16 protein-coding genes are annotated in these 21,225 nt (G+C 72.0%); 9 read left to right on the forward strand and 7 right to left on the reverse strand.

The window, feature by feature from the left end:
* Positions 1-202 precede the first annotated feature (202 nt).
* Positions 203-520: a WXG100 family type VII secretion target gene (locus tag LPA42_RS09295; RefSeq protein WP_043963744.1), complete on the forward strand. Its 318-nt coding sequence runs from the start codon at positions 203-205 to the stop codon at positions 518-520.
* Between the two features lie 25 nt (positions 521-545).
* Complete coding sequence (locus LPA42_RS09300) at positions 546-839, forward strand: WXG100 family type VII secretion target (RefSeq protein WP_043961448.1); 294 nt, start codon at positions 546-548, stop codon at positions 837-839.
* A gap of 76 nt (positions 840-915) precedes the next feature.
* Here LPA42_RS09300 and mycP read toward each other — a convergent pair whose 3' ends face one another.
* Entirely contained in the window at positions 916-2,133 is a 1,218-nt protein-coding gene (mycP, locus tag LPA42_RS09305; RefSeq protein WP_077935685.1) for a type VII secretion-associated serine protease mycosin, read from the reverse strand.
* A gap of 150 nt (positions 2,134-2,283) precedes the next feature.
* Here mycP and LPA42_RS09310 point away from each other — a divergent pair, with 150 nt between their 5' ends.
* Together LPA42_RS09310 and LPA42_RS09315 are read left to right on the forward strand one after the other, a co-directional pair.
* On the forward strand, positions 2,284-5,547 hold the full coding sequence (locus LPA42_RS09310) for an SseB family protein (RefSeq protein WP_228986484.1): 3,264 nt from the start codon (positions 2,284-2,286) through the stop codon (positions 5,545-5,547).
* Complete coding sequence (locus LPA42_RS09315) at positions 5,544-5,909, forward strand: hypothetical protein (protein ID WP_043961450.1); 366 nt, start codon at positions 5,544-5,546, stop codon at positions 5,907-5,909. Before LPA42_RS09310 ends, LPA42_RS09315 begins: the two co-directional genes overlap by 4 nt.
* 34 nt (positions 5,910-5,943) lie before the next feature.
* Here LPA42_RS09315 and LPA42_RS09320 read toward each other — a convergent pair whose 3' ends face one another.
* The 4 genes from LPA42_RS09320 to acs all read right to left on the reverse strand — a co-directional run bounded on the left by LPA42_RS09320 (position 5,944) and on the right by acs (position 14,786).
* Complete coding sequence (locus LPA42_RS09320) at positions 5,944-6,876, reverse strand: alpha/beta fold hydrolase (RefSeq protein WP_043961451.1); 933 nt, start codon at positions 6,874-6,876, stop codon at positions 5,944-5,946.
* 132 nt (positions 6,877-7,008) lie between these two features.
* Positions 7,009-9,441: an immune inhibitor A domain-containing protein gene (locus tag LPA42_RS09325; RefSeq protein ID WP_077935686.1), complete on the reverse strand. Its 2,433-nt coding sequence runs from the start codon at positions 9,439-9,441 to the stop codon at positions 7,009-7,011.
* A gap of 333 nt (positions 9,442-9,774) precedes the next feature.
* Positions 9,775-12,567 carry an immune inhibitor A domain-containing protein gene (locus LPA42_RS09330; RefSeq protein WP_228986485.1) on the reverse strand — a complete coding sequence of 931 codons (2,793 nt, stop codon included), beginning with the start codon at positions 12,565-12,567 and terminating at the stop codon, positions 9,775-9,777.
* Between the two features lie 254 nt (positions 12,568-12,821).
* Positions 12,822-14,786, reverse strand: a complete 1,965-nt coding sequence (gene acs, locus LPA42_RS09335) for an acetate--CoA ligase (RefSeq protein ID WP_077935687.1) — start codon at positions 14,784-14,786, stop codon at positions 12,822-12,824.
* 213 nt (positions 14,787-14,999) lie between these two features.
* Here acs and LPA42_RS09340 point away from each other — a divergent pair, with 213 nt between their 5' ends.
* The gene (locus LPA42_RS09340; RefSeq protein ID WP_077935688.1) at positions 15,000-15,746 is read left to right on the forward strand and encodes an oxidoreductase; all 747 of its coding nucleotides are present in this window, start codon (positions 15,000-15,002) and stop codon (positions 15,744-15,746) included.
* 60 nt (positions 15,747-15,806) lie between these two features.
* On the opposite strand, the gene LPA42_RS09345 is transcribed toward LPA42_RS09340, so the two are convergent.
* Positions 15,807-16,610, reverse strand: a complete 804-nt coding sequence (locus LPA42_RS09345; protein ID WP_077935689.1) for an HAD family phosphatase — start codon at positions 16,608-16,610, stop codon at positions 15,807-15,809.
* Between the two features lie 746 nt (positions 16,611-17,356).
* The gene (locus tag LPA42_RS09350) at positions 17,357-17,638 is read right to left on the reverse strand and encodes a hypothetical protein (RefSeq protein WP_074475408.1); all 282 of its coding nucleotides are present in this window, start codon (positions 17,636-17,638) and stop codon (positions 17,357-17,359) included.
* 308 nt (positions 17,639-17,946) lie between these two features.
* On the opposite strand from LPA42_RS09350, the gene LPA42_RS09355 reads away from it, so the two are divergent.
* The 4 genes from LPA42_RS09355 to LPA42_RS09370 all read left to right on the forward strand — a co-directional run bounded on the left by LPA42_RS09355 (position 17,947) and on the right by LPA42_RS09370 (position 21,133).
* Positions 17,947-19,185 (forward strand): helix-turn-helix domain-containing protein, encoded by a 1,239-nt coding sequence (locus tag LPA42_RS09355; protein ID WP_077935690.1) that lies wholly within the window; start codon positions 17,947-17,949, stop codon positions 19,183-19,185.
* A gap of 9 nt (positions 19,186-19,194) precedes the next feature.
* The gene (locus tag LPA42_RS09360) at positions 19,195-19,689 is read left to right on the forward strand and encodes an NUDIX hydrolase (RefSeq protein WP_228986486.1); all 495 of its coding nucleotides are present in this window, start codon (positions 19,195-19,197) and stop codon (positions 19,687-19,689) included.
* A 499-nt stretch (positions 19,690-20,188) separates the two neighbouring features.
* Positions 20,189-20,524: a DUF952 domain-containing protein gene (locus LPA42_RS09365; RefSeq protein WP_077935691.1), complete on the forward strand. Its 336-nt coding sequence runs from the start codon at positions 20,189-20,191 to the stop codon at positions 20,522-20,524.
* 174 nt (positions 20,525-20,698) lie between these two features.
* Complete coding sequence (locus LPA42_RS09370) at positions 20,699-21,133, forward strand: hypothetical protein (protein ID WP_144082519.1); 435 nt, start codon at positions 20,699-20,701, stop codon at positions 21,131-21,133.
* Positions 21,134-21,225: the final 92 nt, after the last annotated feature.

The following is a 21,225-nucleotide window of genomic DNA, read 5'->3' on the forward strand; positions in this document are numbered from 1 at the left end:
TTCCACCCCGAGATCACGGGAGCCGAGGTTGTCCACAGGGGAGCGGGGCGGGGTAGCAGAACCGCCACCGGGCCGCTACCGTCAGCGACGAATCGGCTGACCCTGTCCCGCCCCGGCGCGCCGCCGGGACAGGCGAGCGGCACGTCCGCCGCGGGCGCGTCCGACGGCCAGCCACGATCGAGGAGACGAGGTGACGTCCGGGGTGTCCCAGACCCAGGCAGAAGCCGCGGTGATGCAGCAGACCGCCGCGAAGTTCGAGCAGGTTGACCAGTCCCTGCAGGCCATGCTGACCGGCCTGCTGGCCGAGCTGGAGGTGTTGCAGCAGGCCTGGCGGGGTGCCGGCGGGCGCTCGTTCGAGCAGGTGAAGCGGCAGTGGTCGCAGGACCAGGCGGCGTTGCAGCGGGCCCTGCGGGAGACCGCCACCGCCATCCGCACCGCCGGCCAGCAGTACGACGTGTCCGACAACGAAGCCGCCAGCCGGGTCGCCGGCACCAACCGCGGCATCCAGCTGCCGCTGTAGCACCTCCCGGAAAGGGGATCATCCGATGGACCATGGGGTTCTGGTCGTCAACTTCGCCGCGCTGCAGCAGGCGGGCGCCGACATCCAGCGGGCGTTGAACACGCTGGACAGCCAGCTCGGCCAGCTCGAACGCGACGCCGCCCCGCTGGTGGCGAGCTGGGACGGCGAGGCCCGTCAGGCGTACGAGCAGCGGCAGGCCCGGTGGCGCTCCGCCTCGCAGGATCTCCAGGCGATGCTGCGCGACATCAAGCTCGCGGTCGACGACTCCGCGCACGACTACCTCGACACCGAGAAGCGGAACGTCAACCTGTTCCAGTGAGCGCGGCGGCCCGCTCCGGTGAGCGGCGGCGACGGCGGCGTTCGGCGGCAACGCCGGGCGCCGCCACCGCAGCCGGTCAGGCCGCCGGCCGCCAGCGGCGGCGACCGCCCCGGGGCAGCACCACCGCCAGCAGCACCGCGCTCGCCACGGCCGCCCCGGCGACGGCCGCGACGGCCACCGCCCGGTCCCGGGCCGCCGCCCGCCGGGCCTGACGGGCGACCAGCGCCGGGTCGACCTCGCCCGCCGGCAGGGCCACGGCCTGTCTACCCGGCCCCTGCGGGCCCGCCCACGTCTCGGTGACCGCCCGGTACGGGTTGAGCACCCCCGCGCCGTACCCGCCGCCGGTGCCGTTGCCGGGTGCCGGGTCGACCGTGGCGAGGATCTGCCGCGTCACCTGCCCAGCCGTCAACTCCGGCCGGTACTGCCGGACGAGGGCGGCGGTGGCCGCCACGAACGGGGCGGCGTAGCTGGTGCCCTCGGCCCGGCGGTGACCCTGCCCCGGGGCGGCCATCAGCACCTCGCCGCCCGGGGCGACCAGGTCGACGTACGGGCCGGTCTGCGAGAAGTCGGCCCGCCGGCCGTCGGCGCCGATCGCACCCACCCCCAGCACCCCGTCGTACGCCGCCGGGTACGGTCGCGGGTCGCCGTTGTCGTGCAGGTTGCCGGCGGCGGCCACCACGACCACGTCCCGCGCGACGGCATAGCCGACCGCCGACCGGACGGCCGGGTTGTCGGTGTAGAGCACGACGGAGAGGTTCACCACGTCGGCCCCGTGGTCGACCGCCCAGCGGATCGCCCGGGCGAAGTCGGCGGCGCTGACCGTGCGCCCCGACTCGCGCCCCTCGACCACCTGCTGCTCGCTGACGCGTACGGGCAGGATGCGGGCGCCCGGCGCGAGGCCCTGGAACGCGACGCCGGCGCGGGGCTCGGCCGCGATGATGCTCGCCACACCGGTGCCGTGTCCGGCGCAGTCGCCGCTGCCGTCGCCGCCGGGGTCGAGGAAGTCGGCCCCGGTGGCGACCCGCCCGGCCAGTTGCGGGTGCCGGCGGTCCACCCCCGAGTCGATCACCCCGACGGTGACGCCGGCCCCGCTGGCCAGCGCGGCGAGCCGCTGCGGGGCGTACCGTTGCTGCGGCCACGGGGTGGCCGCGACCGGCCGTGCCGGGGCCGGCGGGGTGGCGCAGCCGGGGGCCGCGCGATGCGCGCCGGCCGCCTGCGCCGGGGCGACGGGGAGGGCGGCCAACAGGGCCGCGGCCGCTGCAGCGAGGGCCGGACGCGCGGTGGGCCGGGGCATCACGCCTCCGTATCGTGTCGGCTTCGAAACCGGATGTTATCCGCATCCGGATTGTCCGGCGGGGCGTCCCCGGCCAGCCATTGTGATCTTGTTACCACCTTGTAGGTTGTACGCGATGGCTATGGCCTGATGGCGGGAGGAGAGGTGGCCGTGACCGACTGGGAGCCGGCTACCGAGGCCGAAGCGGCGATGCGGGACGCCCTCCGCGCCAACGACCAGGAGCTCTACTTCCGGATCCTGGCCCGCACCGACCTGCTGCTGCCGGTCTCCGCGGAGGCCCTGGCCGGGCAGGTCCCGATGGGGTGGGGCACCTGGACCACCGGCGGCCGGACGCACGTGCTGGCCTTCACGTCGCCCGCCGCGCTGCGGTCCTGCCTCGGCGGCAACCCCGCGCCCACCCGGCGCAGCGCGTACGCCGACCTCGCCGCCGAATGGCCCAACCACGAGTGGTGGCTGGCGGTCAACCCGGGGCTGCCCATCGAGGGCTACCTGCCCGCCTGGTTCGTCTCCCAGCTCTCCAGGGGCGACGTGCGGCTGCCGGGCCGCACCCTCGGTGCCCGCGCCCGCCTCGACCGCGTGGAGTCCGCCGCGAAGGCCCGGGCCACCGCGGTGGTCCCCGGCCGGGACGCGCCGGTGTCGCCCGCGCCCGGCGCGGCGGCCGTGGGCCCGCTGCCGGGCACACCGAACACCGGGCCCGCCGACGTCGCCGGCACGCCCACCACCCGGCTCACCGTGTCGCCGGCGGCCCCGCCCCGTCCACAGGGGGCCGACCTGCCCCCGGCCCCGCCGCGCCCGGACGGGCCGGGGGGCGGCCGGCCCCGCGACGCCGGCCCCGCTCCCGCCTCCGCCGCTCCCGCCGGTACGCCCGGCGGCGAGCCTGCGCCGGGCGGCTCGGCGTGGTTGAACGTCCCCCGGCGGCGGCCGCCCGTGGAGGTCCCGCCGGGCGAGGCGACGCCGACCGGCAACCCCCCACCCGCCGCCGCGCCGGGGCCACCCCCACAACCCAGCTCCTTCTTCGAACCGGCGTCCGGCCGCAGCCGCGCGGCCCGGGTGCTCGGCGAACCCCGCCGTCCCGCCGAGCGGCCCGCGCCGCAGTCCCGGGGATTCGGCGGCGGTGGCCAGCCGTTCCCCCGGCGGCGTCCCGCGTCGGACCCGCTCGCCGAGCAACCGACCCAGCCCTTCCGTCCGGCCCCGGCTCCGGCTCCCGCCCCGGAGCCGCCGACGGTGCCGATCTCCCGGGCCGGGGCGGCACCGGCGGCGTCGCCGACAGACGCGCCCGGCTCCGCTGCAGCCCACGACGAGCCGACCCGCCTCCTGCGTCCCGGTGGCGCCGTGCCGCCCGGGGTGCCGCCCCGGCCGTCGCCGGCGGAGGAGCCGACCAGGGCCTTCCGGGCCGTGCCGCCCGGCGACGAGCCGACCCGTCCCTTCGCGGCGGCGACCGGCGGCACGGCGGCCGGACTCTTCGGCCCGGCGGGTGGCGCGGGCGCGGACGAGCCGACCCGCGCCTTCGGCACGACCGGTGCCGGGGTGGCGGAGGACCTGCCGCGTCGCGGCCCCGCGCCGGCGGCCGAGCCGGCGTTCGTGCGCCCCCGCCCCGGTGCGGCCGACGAGGAGCCGACCCGGCCCCTGCGGGAGCGTCCCGGCCCCGCTCCGGTCGAGGAAGTGGTCGAGGAGGTGACCGCCTCGATCGCCGAGCCGGTCTCCGCGCCGCCCGCGCCCCGCCAGTCCTTCTCGCCGATCGTCATCGAGGGCACGATCATCGAGGCGCGCGACCTGCCCGCCGCGGAGCCGGCAGCCCTGCCGGACCCGGTGGCCCCGCCGGACGCGACGGTCTCCCTCGACGCGACGGTCTCGCTGGGCACCACGACTCCGCCGGACCTGACCGTGCCGTTGGGCACCACGGCTTCGCCGGATCTGACCGTTCCGTTGGGCACCACGGCTTCGCCCGACGCGACCGTCGCGTTGGGCGTGACGGTCCCGCCGGAGCCGACCGTTGCGCTGGGCACGACGGTGCCGACCGAGCCGGTCCCCGACCCGGTCGGGGTCGACCCGTCCGTCGCCGGGTCCGCCGACGGAGCGACCGCGCCCATCACCCTGGCCGGCTCCGCAGCCACCGCCCCGCCCGTCGGCACCGCCGACGCGGAGGCGACGGTGTCCCTGTTCACCCCGTCGAGGCGGCCCACGCCGGACCCGTCGGCCGGGTCCCTCTTCCAGCCGGGCGCCCCCACCGATCCGATCCCGGCCGCGCCTGACCTGCCGACGTCGACCGACGTGTCCGACGGTCCCGCTGCGGCCGACGGGCCCGCACCCACCGACGGGCCCCCGCCGGCCGACAGCGCCGCACCGGCCGGCGAGGCCACGACACCGAGCGGAGTCGTCGCCGATCCGGAGCAGGTGACTGAGCAGGATCCGGGCCCGGAGCCCGTCGCGTCGCCCGCCCCCGAGTTCCAGCCGGCGAACGAGGTCGAGGAGGACCTGCTCGCCGCCGCCGGCACCGGCAGCACCGACACCTTCCTCTCCACCCTGCTGCTGGCCCGGGTGCTGCTCCCGGTGGCACCGGACTCGGCCGACGGCAGCCGCCCCGGCGAGCCGGGCTTCGTCTGGCGGACCGAGCGGCTGGACGGCGAACGCTACGTCGTGGTCTACACCTCCGCCGAGCGGCTGGCCGACCACGCCGACGGTCCGGTGGAGACCGTGTCGGTCAAGTTCGCCCAGCTCATCCGCCGCTGGCCGGACGACGCCTGGTCGTTCGCGGTGAACCCCAACACCCCGGTGGGCGCGAAGCTGCCCGGGGAGCAGATCGTCGCGCTGGCGAACTGGGCCGCCGACGTGGGGCTCGGCGACGACGTCGAGAGCGAGCCGGAGCCGCAGCCGGCAGCCGCGCCGTCGGCCGGCGCGTCCCGGCAGGCGCCGCCGCCTGTCGACCCGAACCGGCCGGTGGTGATGCAGAAGGCCGTCGCCCCGAGCCAGCTCTCCTACTACCTGGAGCGCGGCTACGACCGGGTCTCCGGCTTCGTGCACCGGGCCAGCGAGCTGGCCCACCTGAACACCCCGGCCAAGCTGCACGACGCGCTCGGCCTGAGCCACCCGGGCTCGCCGTTCTCGCGGGACGCGGAGGAGATCTACGTCCTGCGCTGGCCCGCCCACCGGCCGAGCCTCTACCGCATCCCGTACGGCGGCCAGAACGAGGGCGCCATGCGGGCCATGGAGGGGTGGGTCATCGAGCGTCCACCGTTCCGGGGCAACGGTTTCGCACCGGGAGACAGCAGCGACGTGGTGGCCGAGTTCAAGGTGGACAGCGCCCGGCTGCCGCACGGTGCGCAGCTGTGGCGGATCGGGGCGGACGGCACCGAACGGGTGGTCGCGACCCTGGACACGGACGCGCTGCTGTGGCGTCGGGCCGGTGAGGACTGATGCGCGACGGCTACGTGGCCCGCTGGCGGGGCCGGGAATACCAGGCCAGCCCCGACGGCGACGACGTGCGGCTCTACCAGCCCGAGCCCGGCGAGGGGTTCGAGGAGATCCGCCCCGGCCGGTACGTCCGGGTGCTGCCCGCGTCCGAGGTGGAGGAGTTGGCGTACGTGCGGACCACCTGCACGTGGCAGGGCCAGCCGTTCATCGTCCTCGCCGAGCATGACGGCTGGCTGCGGGTCGAGTACACGGGTGGCCGGTGGCCGGTGGCGCAGGCGATGGGGCTGGAGGTCTTCGACTTCGGGGTCTATCAGGGCTGGGCCCCGGCCGGCGCGGTCGCCGACCTGCGCGAGCAGCGGCTCTGACCCGACCGGCGGCCAGGGTCGGGGCGGGAGCCGCTCAGGACTTCGCCCAGCGCAGGATCTCGCCGAGCACCACGTCCCGCGCCTCGACGTGCGGGAAGTGGCCCACGTCGTCCAGCAGCCGCCACTCGTAGGGGGCCGTCACGTAGCGGCCGGAGCCCTGGGCGGTGCGCGGCAGGGACGCGACGTCCAACGCGCCGTGCAGTTGGAGCGTCGGGGTGACCAGGGGCTTCTGCATCAGCCGCACGAACCGGTAGCCGTGCAGCCGCAGCACCGAGCGGAACGCCCAGCGGTAGCCCTCCAGCGCGCAGAACGCGGCCTGCGGGATCCGCATCGCCTCCCGGCAGCGCCGGGCGTACGCGTCGAAGTCGGGGCCGTCGACCCACCGGGGGCCGCCCCAGCGGCGCAGCATCTCCTCGACGGCCGCCGCGTCGTCGCGGGTGAGCACGTGCTCGTAGCGGGGAAGCTGGAACTTCAGGGCCGGGGTGGCGGCGGCGAACTGGCCGCGCGGATCGGCGAAGATCGCGGCCCGCAGCCGCAGGGGGTGGGGCGCGCCGAGCACGACGAGCCGGCGGACCAGCGACGGGTGGAACGAGGCGGCGGTCCAGCCGATCAGGCCGCCGGCACCGGTGCCGACGACGGTGGCGGAGCGCTCGCCGAGGCCCCGGATCAGGCCGGCGACGTCGGCGGCGAGGGTGTAGCCGTCGTACCCCCGGGGCGGCTTGTCGCTGGCCCCGTAGCCGCGCAGGTCGACCGCGACGGCCCGGAAACCGGCGTCGGCGACGGCCGGCAGCACGTCGTGCCAGGCCCACCAGTGCTCGGGGAAGCCGTGCAGGAGGAGGACCATCGGGCCGGTGCCGGCCTCGACGACGTGGAAGCGGCTGCCGTTGGCCCCGACGAACCGGTGCGTCCACGGCCCCTCGGTCAGGACGCAGGACTCGTCGACGGCCCCGCCGCGCTGCTCGGTCATGACCCCAGCCTAGGACCCCGGAGCACCGGGGCGGAAAGGGCGATGCCCGGGCAGGTGGCCTGCCCGGGCATCGCGGTGGAGCGGTCGATCAGCGCATGCCGATCAATGGATCAGCGCGTACTGATCAGCGGATCAGGAGAAGCGGACCTTGATCGAGGTGCCGTTCTGCTCCAGCACCTTGATCTTGGTGCCGGTGGCCGGGACCTTGACGCCGTGGTTCGGCAGCTCCGGGAACCAGTACTGCTTGGTGTCGTCGAACAGCGGCTGCGCGGCCTGACCCCGGATGTACTGGGCCTGCCCGTTGATGTGCAGCGTGAACGAGTCCGCCTTCTTCGTGCTGAACGGCGCGTCGTACACCTGGACGCGGGCCCGCCACGGGTTGCCGGTCAGGTTGTAGATCGGCTGCGGACGCGAGTCGATGATCATGTTACGACCCTCGCCCGGGTGCTCGAACGTGTCGTTGTCCGCGAACCGGAGGTTCCAGTACGAGATCAGCAGGCCCTCCTGGTACGCGTAGTGGTCCACGTAGTCCGGGCGGGTGTTGCCGTAGCCGAAGTAGTACGGGCCGGTCTTGAGGTACTGGTCGTACGAGACGTAGGACCGGTGGCCGGCGATGTAGTAGTTGTCGAAGAGCCGGGTGTAGGTCTCGTCGACGATGCTCCAGCCCTTGGCGGCCCAGTCGCCGGTGCCGCTCTCGGCGCCGTCGCTGGACAGCGTCTGGCCGTCGGCGGTCACGGTGATGTTGTCACCGAAGAAACCGCCCTCGGCCACGCCACCGTCGGTGATGTAGTGGAACCGGAACTGGATGCTCTTGCCGGTCAGGGCGTTGAGCGGGATGTTGATGTCGGTCCACGCGCCGTTGCTGCTGCCGCTGAGGCCCGGCGTCGGGTCGCTGCTGGACACCGGCGGGATCGGCTTGCCGTTCACGGTGCCGGGCAGCGCGTTCCAGGTGGAGCCGCCGTCGGTCGACGCCTCGAAGAAGAGGTAGTCGTAGCCGGACTCGATGTCGAACCGGCCCTTGAGCGACAGGGCCGCCGAGGTCTTCCCGGTCAGGTCGATCGTCCTGGTCAGGGTGTTGTCCAGGTCGTCGTCGTTGCCGGAGAAGAACTGCTTGCTGCCCTCGAACGGCGCGCCGTAGTCGAAGGTGTACTCCCGCTGCGGCAGGACCACCACGGCGGCCTGCGGCTTGGCCGTGTTGTATTCCTGTGGGCCGAGCTCCAGGGTCTTCTTCTGGCCGGCCTTGACCACCTCGTAGTCGAGCCAGCCGAGCTGGAGCTTGTTCCAGGCGCCGAGGTCGCCGCCGCGCTCGCCGATGCCGGCGTCGTTCTTGGCGGAGAGCCGGCTCTGGGCCATCAGGGTCCAGTGCTCGTTGTTGTTGTCGCCGCCGTTGAGGTTGTTGTAGTCGTCCGGCAGGCCCAGGTCGTGAGCGTACTCGTGGTAGAAGACGCTCCGGCCGCCGTTCTCCGGCTGGATGGTGTAGTCGCGGATCCAGACGCCGGTGTTGCCGATCTGGGTGCCACCGATCGGGAAGTTCGCCGGGCCGGTGCGCGAGGTGTTGTAAGCCGACCAGCGGTGGCTCCAGATGGCGTCCTCACCCTGGTGCGGGTCGCCGTCGGCCTGGTCGCCGCCGGAGTGGACGATCTGGAAGTGGTCGATGTAGCCGTCCGGCTCGTTGAAGTCGCCGTCGCCGTCGTAGTCGAACCGGTCCCACTGGTCGTAGGACTGCATGTCGGCCTTGATCTGGGCGTCGGTGCGGCCCTTGGCCTTCTGGTCGGCGACCCACTGGTTGGCGGCGTCGCGGACCAGGTCCCAGGTGTTCTGGCAGATGTTGTCCGCGCAGACCGCCGGGTCGTTGGCCGGGTTGTCGGTGTCGTCGTCCGCGATCGGGTCGTCCGAGCGGCCGTAGCGGGCCGCGTTGTACTTGACCTTCACCCAGTCGGTGACCATGCCGTCGACGGTGTAGCGCCCGGACGACTGGGCCTCGTAGTACTGCTTGAGCGACTCGTCGCCCTGCCCGGTGCCGAAGTACAGCTGGCGGAAGTAGTCCGCGCTGTAGTCGGCCTGCCAGACGGTCGAGTTGTCCACCGCCCGGTTGGGCTGGGGGATCTCGTTGTGCAGCGGCCCGTCGAAGGTGGTCGGCCCGGCGATGTTCGGGTTGGTGTCCTTGTCCGGGTACGCGGGGTCCCGCTCGTCGCCGAACTCGGCGAGGATGACGAAGATCTTGTCGGTGCGCTCCCGGGCCAGCTCGACGTACTGGTCCTTCTGGCCCTTCTTGGCGCTGCGCGCGCCGGCCGCGGAGGCCGCGCCGCCGGCGGTCTTGCCGACCTTGACGACGGTGCTGCCGTTGATCTTCTGGGCCTTGGCCCGGCCGGAGAGGACCTCGCTGAGGCCCTCCTGGCGGAGCGCGCGGCGCTTGTCCTCGAGCTTGTCCGGCAGATCGTGATCCGCTGGGGCCTTCTCGGCGGCCGACGGGGCGGCCGTCGGGAGCTTCGCGGTCGGCGCCGCGTTGGCGGTCGTGGCGACCACCAGACCCGTCGCCGTCAACGAAAGCCCGAGCAGACCCACTGCGACTTTCCGCACGTGGTACCTCCGGTGTGAGGGAACCGGCCCAACGGGGGTAGGAGCCGGTGAGTCGTCCCGACTGTGGGACCAATGGTGAACATAGAGTCTCGCGGGACGGGTGGGAAGACGCGTGCGTCGATTTGTTGCAAACTTTTGTTGAGAACGCTTTTCACCGTCACACCGATCGCCTTCGGCGGCAGGCTGAGCAGCGCGGACGCCCGACGGCGAATTGCAGCGACGAATCTCGATGGGTGTGGTCGGATAAATGCGGAAGGGGCCGGTGGCGTCGCCGCCACCGGCCCCTTCGTTGATCTTCCGATCAGTTGCCGCCCGTCGTCACGGGGTCGCCGCGGTCACCTTCACCGTGGCGACGGCGTTGTTCCACGCGGTCTTCTTCACCGTCAGCGAAACCCCGTACGCGGCGTTCGCGTCACCGGGGTTGCCGGTGCCCAGGACGATCGCCCCGCCACCCAGGGTGACCCCGTAGAACGAGGGCGCCGGGGTGCCGTCCGGGTTGACCACCCGGGTGGTGTACGGCACGTTGCCGCGCGACGGCAGCACCACGGAGGCGTCGCTGTCCCGCGCGTACGGCGAGCCGTCCCGGATCTCGATGCCCGGGTACCAGCCCTTGGAGTCGGTGAACTGCGGCACCGCCGGCTGCGCCGGGAAGCTCGTGCAGTACTCGCTGTACGGCTCGTCCGCCGCCTCCAGGCACTCCTTGAAGGAGTATGTCTTCTTCAGGCCGAACGCCGCGTTCGACGACTGGGGCCGGCTGGGCAGGTTGTCCAGCACCGACGGGTCCTTCTCGGCCGCCGTGCCCTGCCGCCGCAGCGGGTCGAAGTGCGAGTCGACGATCAGCAGGCCACCCTTGGCGCCGTAGCTCGGCAGGGCGGTCAGCTGCCCGGTGACGTGGTTGACGTCGCCGAGCGCCGTGTCGCGGTACCAGACCAGCATGCCCGGGGCGTTGTAGGAGATCCGGTCGACCTTCCACGCCTCGTGCGAGTACACCGTGTCGTACGCGTACTTCAGGCCCTTGTCGAAGCCGTCGAAGTTACGCCACTCGGCCAGGTAGTAGTGCGCCCGGACCTCGGTGCCCGAGTTGGTCTTCCAACCCGCGCCGGTGGTGTCGGTGAAGCTGCCGCCGGTGGGGGTCCAGCCGTTCGCCCCGCCCTCGACGTCGTCGCTCCAGGTGGTGGCGCCGCCGCCGGTGACCGAGAAGTCGTCGGCGAACCAGCCGCGCTCCACGAACGCCTCGTCGGTGGCCTGCCGCAGCCGCAGCTGCACGGTCTGCCCCGCGTACGCCGACAGGTCGACGTAGTCGTGCCGCCAGCCGCCGGACGAGCCGGTCAGGCCGTACTTCTTGCCGCCGAAGTCGGCCATCCGGCCGTTCGGGTCGGCGTAGTTGTCCGGCGTGGTGACGACGGTGCCGTCCGCGTCGTAGACCTTCTGCTCGGACCAGGTCGCCCCGCCGTCGGTGGAGAGCTCGACGAAGCCGTAGTCCCAGTCCTCCTCGATGATGTAGTTGTTCCACATCCAGAACTTGGCGTCGGCGGCCGAGGGGACGCTCACCGAACGGCTCAGCTTGACGTCCGCCCAGTTCTGGTCGGCGCCGCTGTGCCACATGTTCGACCCGCTGTGCGGGGTGGCCAGGGTGATCACCTTGTCCGGCAGGTCCACCTTGATGCCGTCGGCCGTGCCGACCGGCGTGCGGGAGGTCTGCCCGAGCTTGATGGTGCGCGGGGCGGAGCCGGGGGCGACCGTCACCGGGTCGGCCCAGCCGAGCACCCACTTGTCCCAGATGCCCATGTGGGTGGGCAGCGCCTGGAAGATCTCGCCGCTGTGCGACCCGGAGGCCATCAGGTCCCAGAAGTCCACGTCGGAGTCGGCGTTGCCGGACGTGTCGTAGAGGTCCGGCAGGCCCAGGTCGTGCCCGTACTCGTGGGCGAAGACGCCGACGCCGGCGTCCTCCGGCTGCACGATGTAGTTCGACACCTTCAGCTGCGTGCCGGGGATGGTGTAGCCGCCCGGAACGGTCGAGGAGTGCGCCCACACCGCGTACGTGCCCTCGGCGCCGCCGCCGCGGGACTTGCCCTGGCCGGCGTGCACCAGCACCAGGTGGTCGATCACGCCGTCGGGCTCGAAGAGGTTGCCGTCGCCGTCGCGGTCGCTCTGGTCCTCGATGTCGTAGTCGGCCCACGGGAAGCTCGGGTCCATGGCGGCCAGCGCGTCGATCGCGTCCGTGGCCAGCCGGCCCGCCCCGGCCGGGTTGTCCGGGTGGCCGTTCATGGCCTGCTCACGCCCGGCGACCCAGTCGCCGTTCTCGTCCTGGAAGCAGCGCGACGCCGCGTACCAGCCCTCCGAGTGCGGCACGGTGATCCACGGGCTGGCCTGCCCGTCCACCGTGTACGCGCCCTTGGACATCTCCAGGTACATGTTGTGCATGGTCCGGCCGGCGAGGCTGATGCCCTTCTTGCCGTCCGGGCCCTTCAGGTCCTTGCGGACCCGCTCGGTGATGCCCGTCTTCGTGTAGAGCATCTTGTCGAAGTGGGCCGGGGAGAAGTCCGGCACCCAGAACGAGTTGTTGTCCTTGTGCGGCAGGCTCGCCGGGTTCGGGATGTTGTTGTGCTTCGGCCCGTTCTGCACCGTGCCGGGGACGCACGTCCGGTCCTCGAAGACCGTCTTCGGCACCATCGTGCCGGTGAAGTCGTCGTTGGCCTGGTCGTTGAACTCCACCAGCAGGGTGAGCAGCTTCGCCTTCTGGGTGCTCGGGGCCTTCTTGATCCACCGGGGGCTCTTGCCGGAGCGGATCGACTGGGCCTCCAGCTTCGCCAGCTGCTTGGCGGTCGTCGGGTTGCCCGCGGCGTACTTGCGGTCGTAGGCCCGGGCCTCGTCCGCCGCCGTGGTGTACACGCCGTCGGCGCCCTTGACCTCCTTGCCGGCGGTGTCCGGCTGCACCTCGGGCTCGGCGTAGTTGATGTAGTGCTCGTCCGCCCCGATCGTGGCAGGAGCCGGGCCGGACGTCTGGGCCGACGCAGTCCCCGTCACGGTCAGTGACGTGGCCGCGAGGGCGATGGCGGGCAGCGCGACGAGTAGGCGTCGGCGTGACCGTCGTTGCGGAATCATGTGCATGCCGCTCCGTTTCTCGGGCATGGGCGTGGAGCCGGCCGGCGCGCACGGCAGAGACATCCGTCGAACCGACCGATGCGGCTGAACCTAAAGGAGAAAGAACCCTTCCGACAGGGGGTGGCGTCCCCTGTGTCCGTTCAGCCGGTGCCCCTCAACCGACCGACCGACACCCCTTCGTCACGCACCGTTCACAGGTCCAAACACGGAGGGTGGCGGCCCGCGCGGGGCCCGCCACCCTCCGAAAGGTACGTCCTACGTCAGTCCTCGTCGGACTTGCCGCCACCCATCCCCGAGGAGATCAGCTCCATCACCGAGGAGTCCTGCAGGGTCGTCACGTCGCCCAGCGACCGGTTCTCCGCGACGTCCCGCAGCAACCGGCGCATGATCTTGCCGGAGCGGGTCTTCGGCAGCTCCGGCACCAGCATGATCTGCCGCGGCTTGGCGATCGGGCCGAGCGTGCGCGCCACGTGGTTGCGCAGGTCCGCGATCAGCTGCTCGCCCGCCTCGCCGGCCGCGTCGACCGAGCCGCGCGGGATGGCGAACGCCACGATCGCCTGCCCCGTCGTCGGGTCGGTCGCGCCCACCACCGCCGCCTCCGCCACCGACGGGTGCGACACCAGCGCCGACTCCACCTCGGTCGTGGAGATGTTGTGGCCCGACACCAGCATCACGTCGTCCACCCGGCCCAGCAGCCAGATGTGCCCGTCGTCGTCCTTCTTCGCCCCGTCCCCGGCGAAGTACATGCCCTCGAACCGCGACCAGTACGTCTCGACGAACCGGTTGTCGTCGCCCCAGATCGTGCGCAGCATCGACGGCCACGGCTCGCGCAGCACCAGATAGCCGCCGCCGCCGTTCGGCACCGACTGGCCCTGGTCGTCCACCACGTCCGCCACGATGCCCGGCAGCGGGGTCATCGCCGAACCCGGCTTGGTCTCGGTGACCCCGGGCAGCGGTGAGATCATGATCGCGCCCGTCTCGGTCTGCCACCACGTGTCCACGATCGGCAGCTCACCCCGGCCCACGTGCTGCCTGTACCACATCCACGCCTCGGGGTTGATCGGCTCGCCGACGCTGCCCAGCAGCCGCAGCGAGGACAGGTCGTGCCCGGCGGGGATGTCGTCGCCCCACTTCATCATCGTGCGGATCAGCGTCGGCGCGGTGTACAGGATGCTCACCTGGTACCGGTCGACGATCTCCCAGAACCGGCCCTTGTGCGGGGTGTCCGGGGTGCCCTCGTACATGACCTGGGTGACGCCGTTGGCCAGCGGCCCGTACACGATGTAGGAGTGCCCCGTCACCCAGCCGATGTCGGCGGTGCACCAGTAGACGTCCGTCTCCGGCTTCAGGTCGAACACCGCGTGCGCCGTGTACGCCGCCTGCGTCAGGTAGCCGCCCGTCGTGTGCAGGATGCCCTTCGGCCGGGCCGTCGTGCCCGAGGTGTAGAGGATGAACAGCGGGTGCTCGGCGTCGAACGGCTGCGCGGTGTGCTCCGCCGACGCGGTCTCCACCGTCTCGTGCCACCAGTGGTCCTTCGCCGACCAGGCGACCTCCTCACCGGTGCGGCGGACCACCAGCACGTGCTCCACCGACGGGCACTTCGCCACCGCCTCGTCCACGGTCGGCTTCAACGCCGACGGCTTCCCCCGGCGGTACCCGCCGTCGGCGGTAATCACCACCTTGGCGGTGGCGTCGGAGATGCGGTTGCTCAGCGAGTCGGCGGAGAAACCGCCGAAGACCACGCTGTGCGTCGCGCCGATCCGGGCGCACGCCAGCATCGCCACCGCCGCCTCCGGCACCATCGGCAGGTAGATCGCCACCCGGTCACCGGCCACCACGCCCAGGTCGGTCAGCGCGTTCGCCGCCTGGCAGGTCATCCGGTGCAGGTCGGCGTACGTGATGGTGCGGGTGTCGCCCGGCTCGCCCTCCCAGTGGATGGCCACCCGGTCGCCGTTGCCCGCCTCCACGTGCCGGTCCAGGCAGTTGTACGCCACGTTCAGCCGGCCGCCCACGAACCACTTCGCGAACGGCGGGTTCGACCAGTCGAGCACCTGCTCCCACTGCTGCGCCCAGGCCAGCCGCCCGGCCTGCCGCTCCCAGAACGCCAGCCGGTCGGCGGCGGCCTCGGCGTACGCGTCGGCGGTCACGTTGGCGTGCGCGGCGAGTGCGGCCGGCGGCGGGAACTGCCGCGTCTCGTTCAGCAAGTTGGCCAGTGCCTCGCTCATGCCGTGACTCCCTCGTCGCTCGCGTGACCTGCGTCTCCTACCCCCGCAGAGGTTAGTCGGGGCGGCCGGAGGCCGCGACAGCTCCCCGAACCCACGCGCGCCGAGCGGCCCCCGCCACGCGCCGAGCTGTAAGGAAGGGCCCCCTGTTAACGCATACGGTAGAGAAGGGTCCCCTTCTTACCCGCCGTCCCCGCAGGTGGCTAGCGTGGCAGCGTGACCGCTGATCCGCTCGCGCCCCTGCTCGCGCTCGCCGACATCGCCCCCGCCGTCGAGCGGGCCCGCGACCGCGTCGACCAGGCGATGCGGCACCGCGCGCTGCGCCGGCACGGCGGCCAGGTCGCCGCCGAGGTCAGCCTCCGCTCCGCCGTGGCCAGCGCCGCCCTGGAGGGGTACGCCCACGACCGCGAGTCCGTCCGGGCCGGCACGGTCACCGACCCGGTGAGCCAGGGCGCGCTGCGGGTCGCCGGGGCGCTGCCCGGCCTGACCGAGCGCTGGCCGACGTCGCCCCGGCAGGTCCTCGCCCGGCTGCACGTGCTCGCCGCCCGGGACGTCGTACCCGAAAACGAGCTGGGGCGGCCGGTGGCCGACCCGGTCGTCGCCGCCCGGCTCGACGGCCTGGCCGGGCTCGTCGCCGGCGGCACCGCCGTGCCCCCGCTCGTGCTCGCCGCCGTCGTGCACGGCGAGCTGCTCAACCTGCGCCCGTTCGCCGGGCCGTCCGGCCTGGTGGCCCGGGGAGCCGCCCGGCTCGTCCTGATGTCCACCGGTTTCGACCCCCGCGGGCTCGTCTGTGTCGACGTCGGCCACCGCGAGCGCGAACCCGAATACGTCGGCGCGGCCGGGGCGTTCGCCACCGGCACCCCCGACGGGCTGCGCTCCTGGCTGCGGCACTACATGGCCGCCGTCGAGCTCGGCGCCGACCAGCTCACCGCCGTCGGCGACGAGATCCTCGCCGCCGCCTGACCCGGCTGGCTGACCCGGCTGGCCTGGCCGGGCCGCCCTGACCGCTCGTGGGGCTGCCGGTCAGGCCACGGGGGTGGTACGCGTGCGGCGGTGCCGGCCGTACCAGGCGATGCCGATCGCGACCCCGACCCCGACGCCCAGCGCCGCCGCGGCGACCGGCACCGCCGGGCGCTCCCGCAGCCGGCGGCCCAGCGGGATCGGGTGCCGGAACTCCAGCACCGGCCAGGCGTTCTCGGTGGCCAGCCTGCGCAGCGCCCGATCCGGGTTGACCACCGACGGATGCCCCACGCACTCCAGCAGCGGTCGGTCGCTCATCGAATCGGAATACGCGTACGAGTCGGCCAGGTCGTAGCCGCGCTGCCGGGCCAGCTCGCTGACCGCCTCGACCTTGCTCGGACCGGCCGCGTAGAACTCCACCTCGCCGCTGTACCGGCCGTTCGCCACCGCCATCCGCGTGGCGATCACGTCGGTGATCCCGAGCAGCTCGCCGATCGGCCGGACCATCTCCTCCCCGGAGGCGGAGACCAGCACGACGTCCCGCCCGGCGGCCTGGTGCTGCTCGATCAGGGCCGCCGCCTCGGCGTACACGTAGGGGTTGATCAGCTCGTGCAGTGTCTCCGCGACGATCTGGCGGACCTGTTCCACCTGCCAGCCCTTGCACAGCGCGGCCAGGTAGTCCCGGGTCTTGGCCATGGTCTGCTCGTCGGTGCCGCCCAGCCGGAACATCAGCTGCGCGTACGCCGACTTCACCACGTCCCGCCGGGTGATCAGCCCATCCCGGTAGAACGGCCGACCAAACGCCAAGGCGCTCGACTTGGCGATGACGGTCTTGTCCAGATCGAAAAAAGCGGCACTTCGGCCCACGGCGCGAAAGTCTAGCCGGATGGTCTATGGTCGGCGGGTGCCTGGGGTACGGACTCCGGCCCGGCCCCTACGGCGACCTCCTCCACCCCCTGCCGTCAGTGACGGCAGTCACACTCTCCGGCGATGATTTCGCAGGGAGTGGAGGCGACACCACTCGACGTATACCGGTTTGCTCAGGCATGCTTGTTCTTGCGACGCACATTCGCGTTGTCGTACGACAGCAGGCCCTCGGCGATCGCACCCCCCGTGACCGCCGAGCCGGTTCGGCTCAACCCCCCCGGAGCCGAACCTCCCGACGACCCCCGTCTCCCCCCGACGGGGGTCGTCCCTTTCCCCGTCCCGTTCCGGGCCAGGTGAAGGCGGGTTTCCCGGGGCGGCCGGGCCAGGCGACAGGCGGAAAGTCAGCGAATCGTCAGCGAACGGCAGCCGAACACGGTCGGCGTAGTCGTCGGGCGTGCGCTGATCCACTCGTGCTGATCGAAGCCGATCATGCGTCGTGTTCAGGTAGGTGTTCACCAGCCGGCCCGCTCGGCGGGAGCTTGCTGGCGCGTACCAGGATCTGCGTCTGCGCACCCCGGCGACCCGATCGGGAGAGCTTGACCCCTTCGACCCAGATCCACTCATCGTGGGGCGGGCGGTTGACCACCAGCCGGACCCCGGTCACCCACAACCGCACCGGCCCGTCCGACGGGAGAAGCCGGTCGTCCGCGTCGATGTCCAGTACGGCGCCGAGTCGTACCCGAATGTCAAACACCACGTCTCCTCACCACCGGGCCCGCGTTGGTGCGGGGCGGAGTGCTGTCGGGTTTGCGTCGTTGGATGTGGAGGCCGGCGATCTGTGCGTAGACCTCGCGCTTGGCCAGCGCGTTGCGGGTGGCCGGGTCGATGACGTAACCGGTGAGCCACACCCAGCCGTAGTACGTGGGCCGTTCGTCCACCGACGTGACCCGCAGCCACAGCGCCCGGTCGCCGTTGAACTGCACCGACGCCCGGCCGTCGATCAGGACCAGGTCGCCCGGTGTCGGCACGCCCAGTCGACTCGGCGCGGGTGCAGGCGTGCGGGGCACCGAGGCGGGAGGGCCATTCACGGGCCGTCGTTCGGGTCGCGGCCCCACGACAGCACCCACCCCGGGCCAGCCTCAGCACGCCGCCGAACGACCGGAACCCGCGCAGTCCAGGCAGGACCGTCGAGCAGGTGCGTCCTTCCAGCCCTCACCGAATCGGCAGGCGGTCGTTACGTTCAGTCTTGTCATGGACACAGGTTGTGGCGCGATCTGCCTGGTCACCCGGAAAATCCTTCCGGGGTCACGGTCGGTCGAGGGGAGATGGTGAACCGGTGCGCGGGAGAACCCACAACCTGACCATCGGCGAACGCGTCGCCTGGTACCGCTACCGACGCGGCCTGTCCCAGGAAGTCCTGGCCGGACTCATCGGCCGTACCGCCGACTGGTTGGGCAAGGTCGAGAACAACCGGATCGAACTGGACCGGCTCTCCGTCATCAAGTCCCTCGCCGAAGTCCTGGACGTATCCCTCGGCGACCTGCTCGGCGAACCCTCCCTGCTCGACTGGACCAGCGACAGCGGCACCGCCACCGTCCCCGCCCTACGCGCCGCCCTGATGAACTACCGCGCCCTCGGCCCGTTCGGCGGCGACCTGGGTGCGGAACCACCGAGCATCGCCGCGCTGAAGAAGGAGGTAGGCGAACTCTGGGACGCCTACCAGGACTCCCGATTCGGGTACGTCACCGGCCGCCTACCCGACCTGCTGCACCGTGCCCAGGCCGCCGCTGACCACCACGACGGCGACGACCAGGACCACGCCCGCCGGCTTCTCGGCCTCACGTACCAGCTTGCCGCGACCCAGCTCACCAAGCTGGGAGAGAGTGACCTCGCGTGGATCGCCGCAGACCGGGGCTTGGCCGCTGTCCGCCCGACCGGCGACCCGCTCATCACCGGTTCCCTGTTCCGGTCCGTCGGTCACGCCCTGCACGCCACCGGTCGTTACGCCGAAGCCGTACGCCTCACCGAGGACGCCGCCGGTTTCCTTGAGCCCCACCTGGAGAACGCCACGCCAGCGCTGCTCTCCGTCTACGGCACCTTGTTCCTGTCCGGCTCGATGGCCGCCGCCCGCGCCAACGACGCCGGTACCACCCGCACCTTCCTCGCCGCCGCCGACCAGGCCGCCGGCCAGCTCGGAGCCGACGCCAACCACCTCTGGACCGCGTTCGGCCCGACCAACGTCGCCATCCACCGCGTCGCCACCGCCGCCGAGCTGGGCGACCTGCAAGTCGCCATCGACCTCGGCCCCCGCCTCGACACCACCGGCCTACCGATGGAACGCCGGGTACGGCACGCCCTCGAAGTCGCCCGCGCCTACAGCTCCTGGAACCGCGTCGACGACGCCCAAGCCGCCCTGCTGGATGCCGAGCAGATGGCACCCGAACAGGTCCGCCACCACTTCCTCAGCCGACAACTCGCCCTCACCTGGATCCGCCGCCAGCGCGGAAAGCCCCCCGCTGAACTGGTCGGACTGGCCCAGCGGCTCAAGGTGCTCGACTGGACCCAGCCCATCTAGGCTGCCCTGGTGACGGCCAACGACATGCCACCCGTGGCAACCCCACGCGTCGCCGCCGGCGCACTCTTCTTCGACCACGAAGGCCGCGTGCTCCTCGTACGCCCCAGCTACAAGAACCACTGGGACATCCCCGGCGGCTACGTCGAACCCGGCGAGTCACCTCGGGCCGCATGTGTACGGGAGATCGGGGAAGAACTCGGCCTCACCACCGCTGTCGGCCGCATGCTCGTGGTCGACTGGGCACCCGCCGAGGGCGAAGGAGACAAGCTCCTCTTCATTTTCGACGCCGGTTCTCTCACCACGAAGCAGGAACAGGCCATCCGTTTCGTCGACGGAGAGCTCACCGAGTGGCGCTACGTGACACCGGAGGACCTGGACCGGTACGGACCGCCGCGCCTGGCTCGCAGGCTCCGTACGGCGATCGCAGCGCGCAACGGCAGCAACGCCACCTATGCGGAGCACGGCATTGCACCGTCGGGCACCACGTCGCCGAAATCTCAGTAGGGATCAAGACGCTCCGCGCGGCGCGGACCGGGGCGCGGCACCGGCTCCCACGGAGCCGCTGCCCCGGCGCTGACCTCGCCGGGGCGGAAAGTCAACCGGCCCGCAAACCACGCCCCGCCCCGCGTGTCACCCCTGGCTCCGTGAAGGAACCGGTGGCGAGTCCCTAAGTGACCGGAACCCATGCGACAGCTCACCCGTCGGTTTCTTCCAACCTCGTGAGCCCCTCACCGTGGACCGGTCGACGGTCGCTGGGGCGAGTTGCCGAACGGAACACGTCGGCCGCTCCTGAGCCCGGTGTGGAAAGGAGTGAAGGCGGGAGAGGAGCGAAGGGTGGGGGCGGGGTTGGGGGTAGGGCTGCCTCCGGCGGGGGCCGCACGACTTCGGGATGGAGTTGCCGAACGGCTGCGGTCCTCGGTGGTGGGGATGGCAAGTGCGGAGAGGTGGCGCGCGACGGGCAAACTCTTTGGACGACTCAGCTGTCCATCTGCCACCCTAGGCTGTGTTGATCTACAAGATCCTCTTGCCTGCCGAGTGGGCCGAGTTCGAGGCCACTGGGCGTTTCGACGGCTCGCCATTCGACTGCAGCAGCGGCTTTATCCACTGCTCCTCGCGCAAGCAGGTCGGTGCTACGGCCGCGCGGGTATTCGAGCAGGAGCCAGCGCTTGTGGTCGCGGCTCTCGACACACATAGTCTCGGAGAGTCCTTGCGCTGGGAGGACGCCCCCAATGGCGGGCCCTTTCCACATGTGTACTCGGCTCTGCCCCTCAGCGCTGTTGTCGCGGTATACCGGGTTTTTGGGGCGTCGTCGGTAGACGGGGCGCTACCGCAGAACTAGGTCCGTACAGCCTCCGTACAGCCAAGCCGGCCGGCGGACACCTCCCAGGGCCATCGGTGCGGAACCGGACGGCGACGAGGCTAGGGCGAGGCCCGGCCGCCGGCGATCTGCACGCCTCTTTTGTCGTCAAGCCCCGGCCGCGGTCAGCCGTCGAGCTAATGTGAACCTAGGGGAGTGGAAGAGACCGCACGTGGCAGGACCCTCCGTCTGATCGGCTATTGGGCTGGTTCGGACGAGCCAAGCTGGCCGCACGTCAACCAGTTCGTTGACGAGAGCCTGGACCCCAACGAAAGCGAGCGGGTAGCGCGCTACCTGTCGCCTGGAACCCCGTGGGTTGCGGCGGCAGGGCTTTCACAGTGTCGCCTGTGCGGCATTGATAACGGTTCAGCGGAGGTGACGGACGGGCGTCGCTTCATCTGGCCCGAAGGGCTTGCGCACTACGTCCGCGACCATCAGGTGAGGTTGCCTGCGCAGATCACGGAGGTCATGACCGGGGAGCCCGCACCGGTCGATGCGTTCAGATTCGAGCAGGAATTGGACTCCGGCGACCTCTTGATTGACGACGGGTGGTGGCGAGCCCTGGGTGAAACCCGCCCGGCTGCCGGCTGACCGGTTCAAAGTTTCTGTACGTCTATCAAGGCGGCCCTGAACGGGCCGCACGCGCCGCCGCCTGGGCGCGCGTCCGTCGCTCCGCTGGCGCT

It is taken from the genome of Micromonospora sp. DH13 (assembly GCF_020873825.1).
Lineage (GTDB): Bacteria > Actinomycetota > Actinomycetes > Mycobacteriales > Micromonosporaceae > Micromonospora > Micromonospora haikouensis.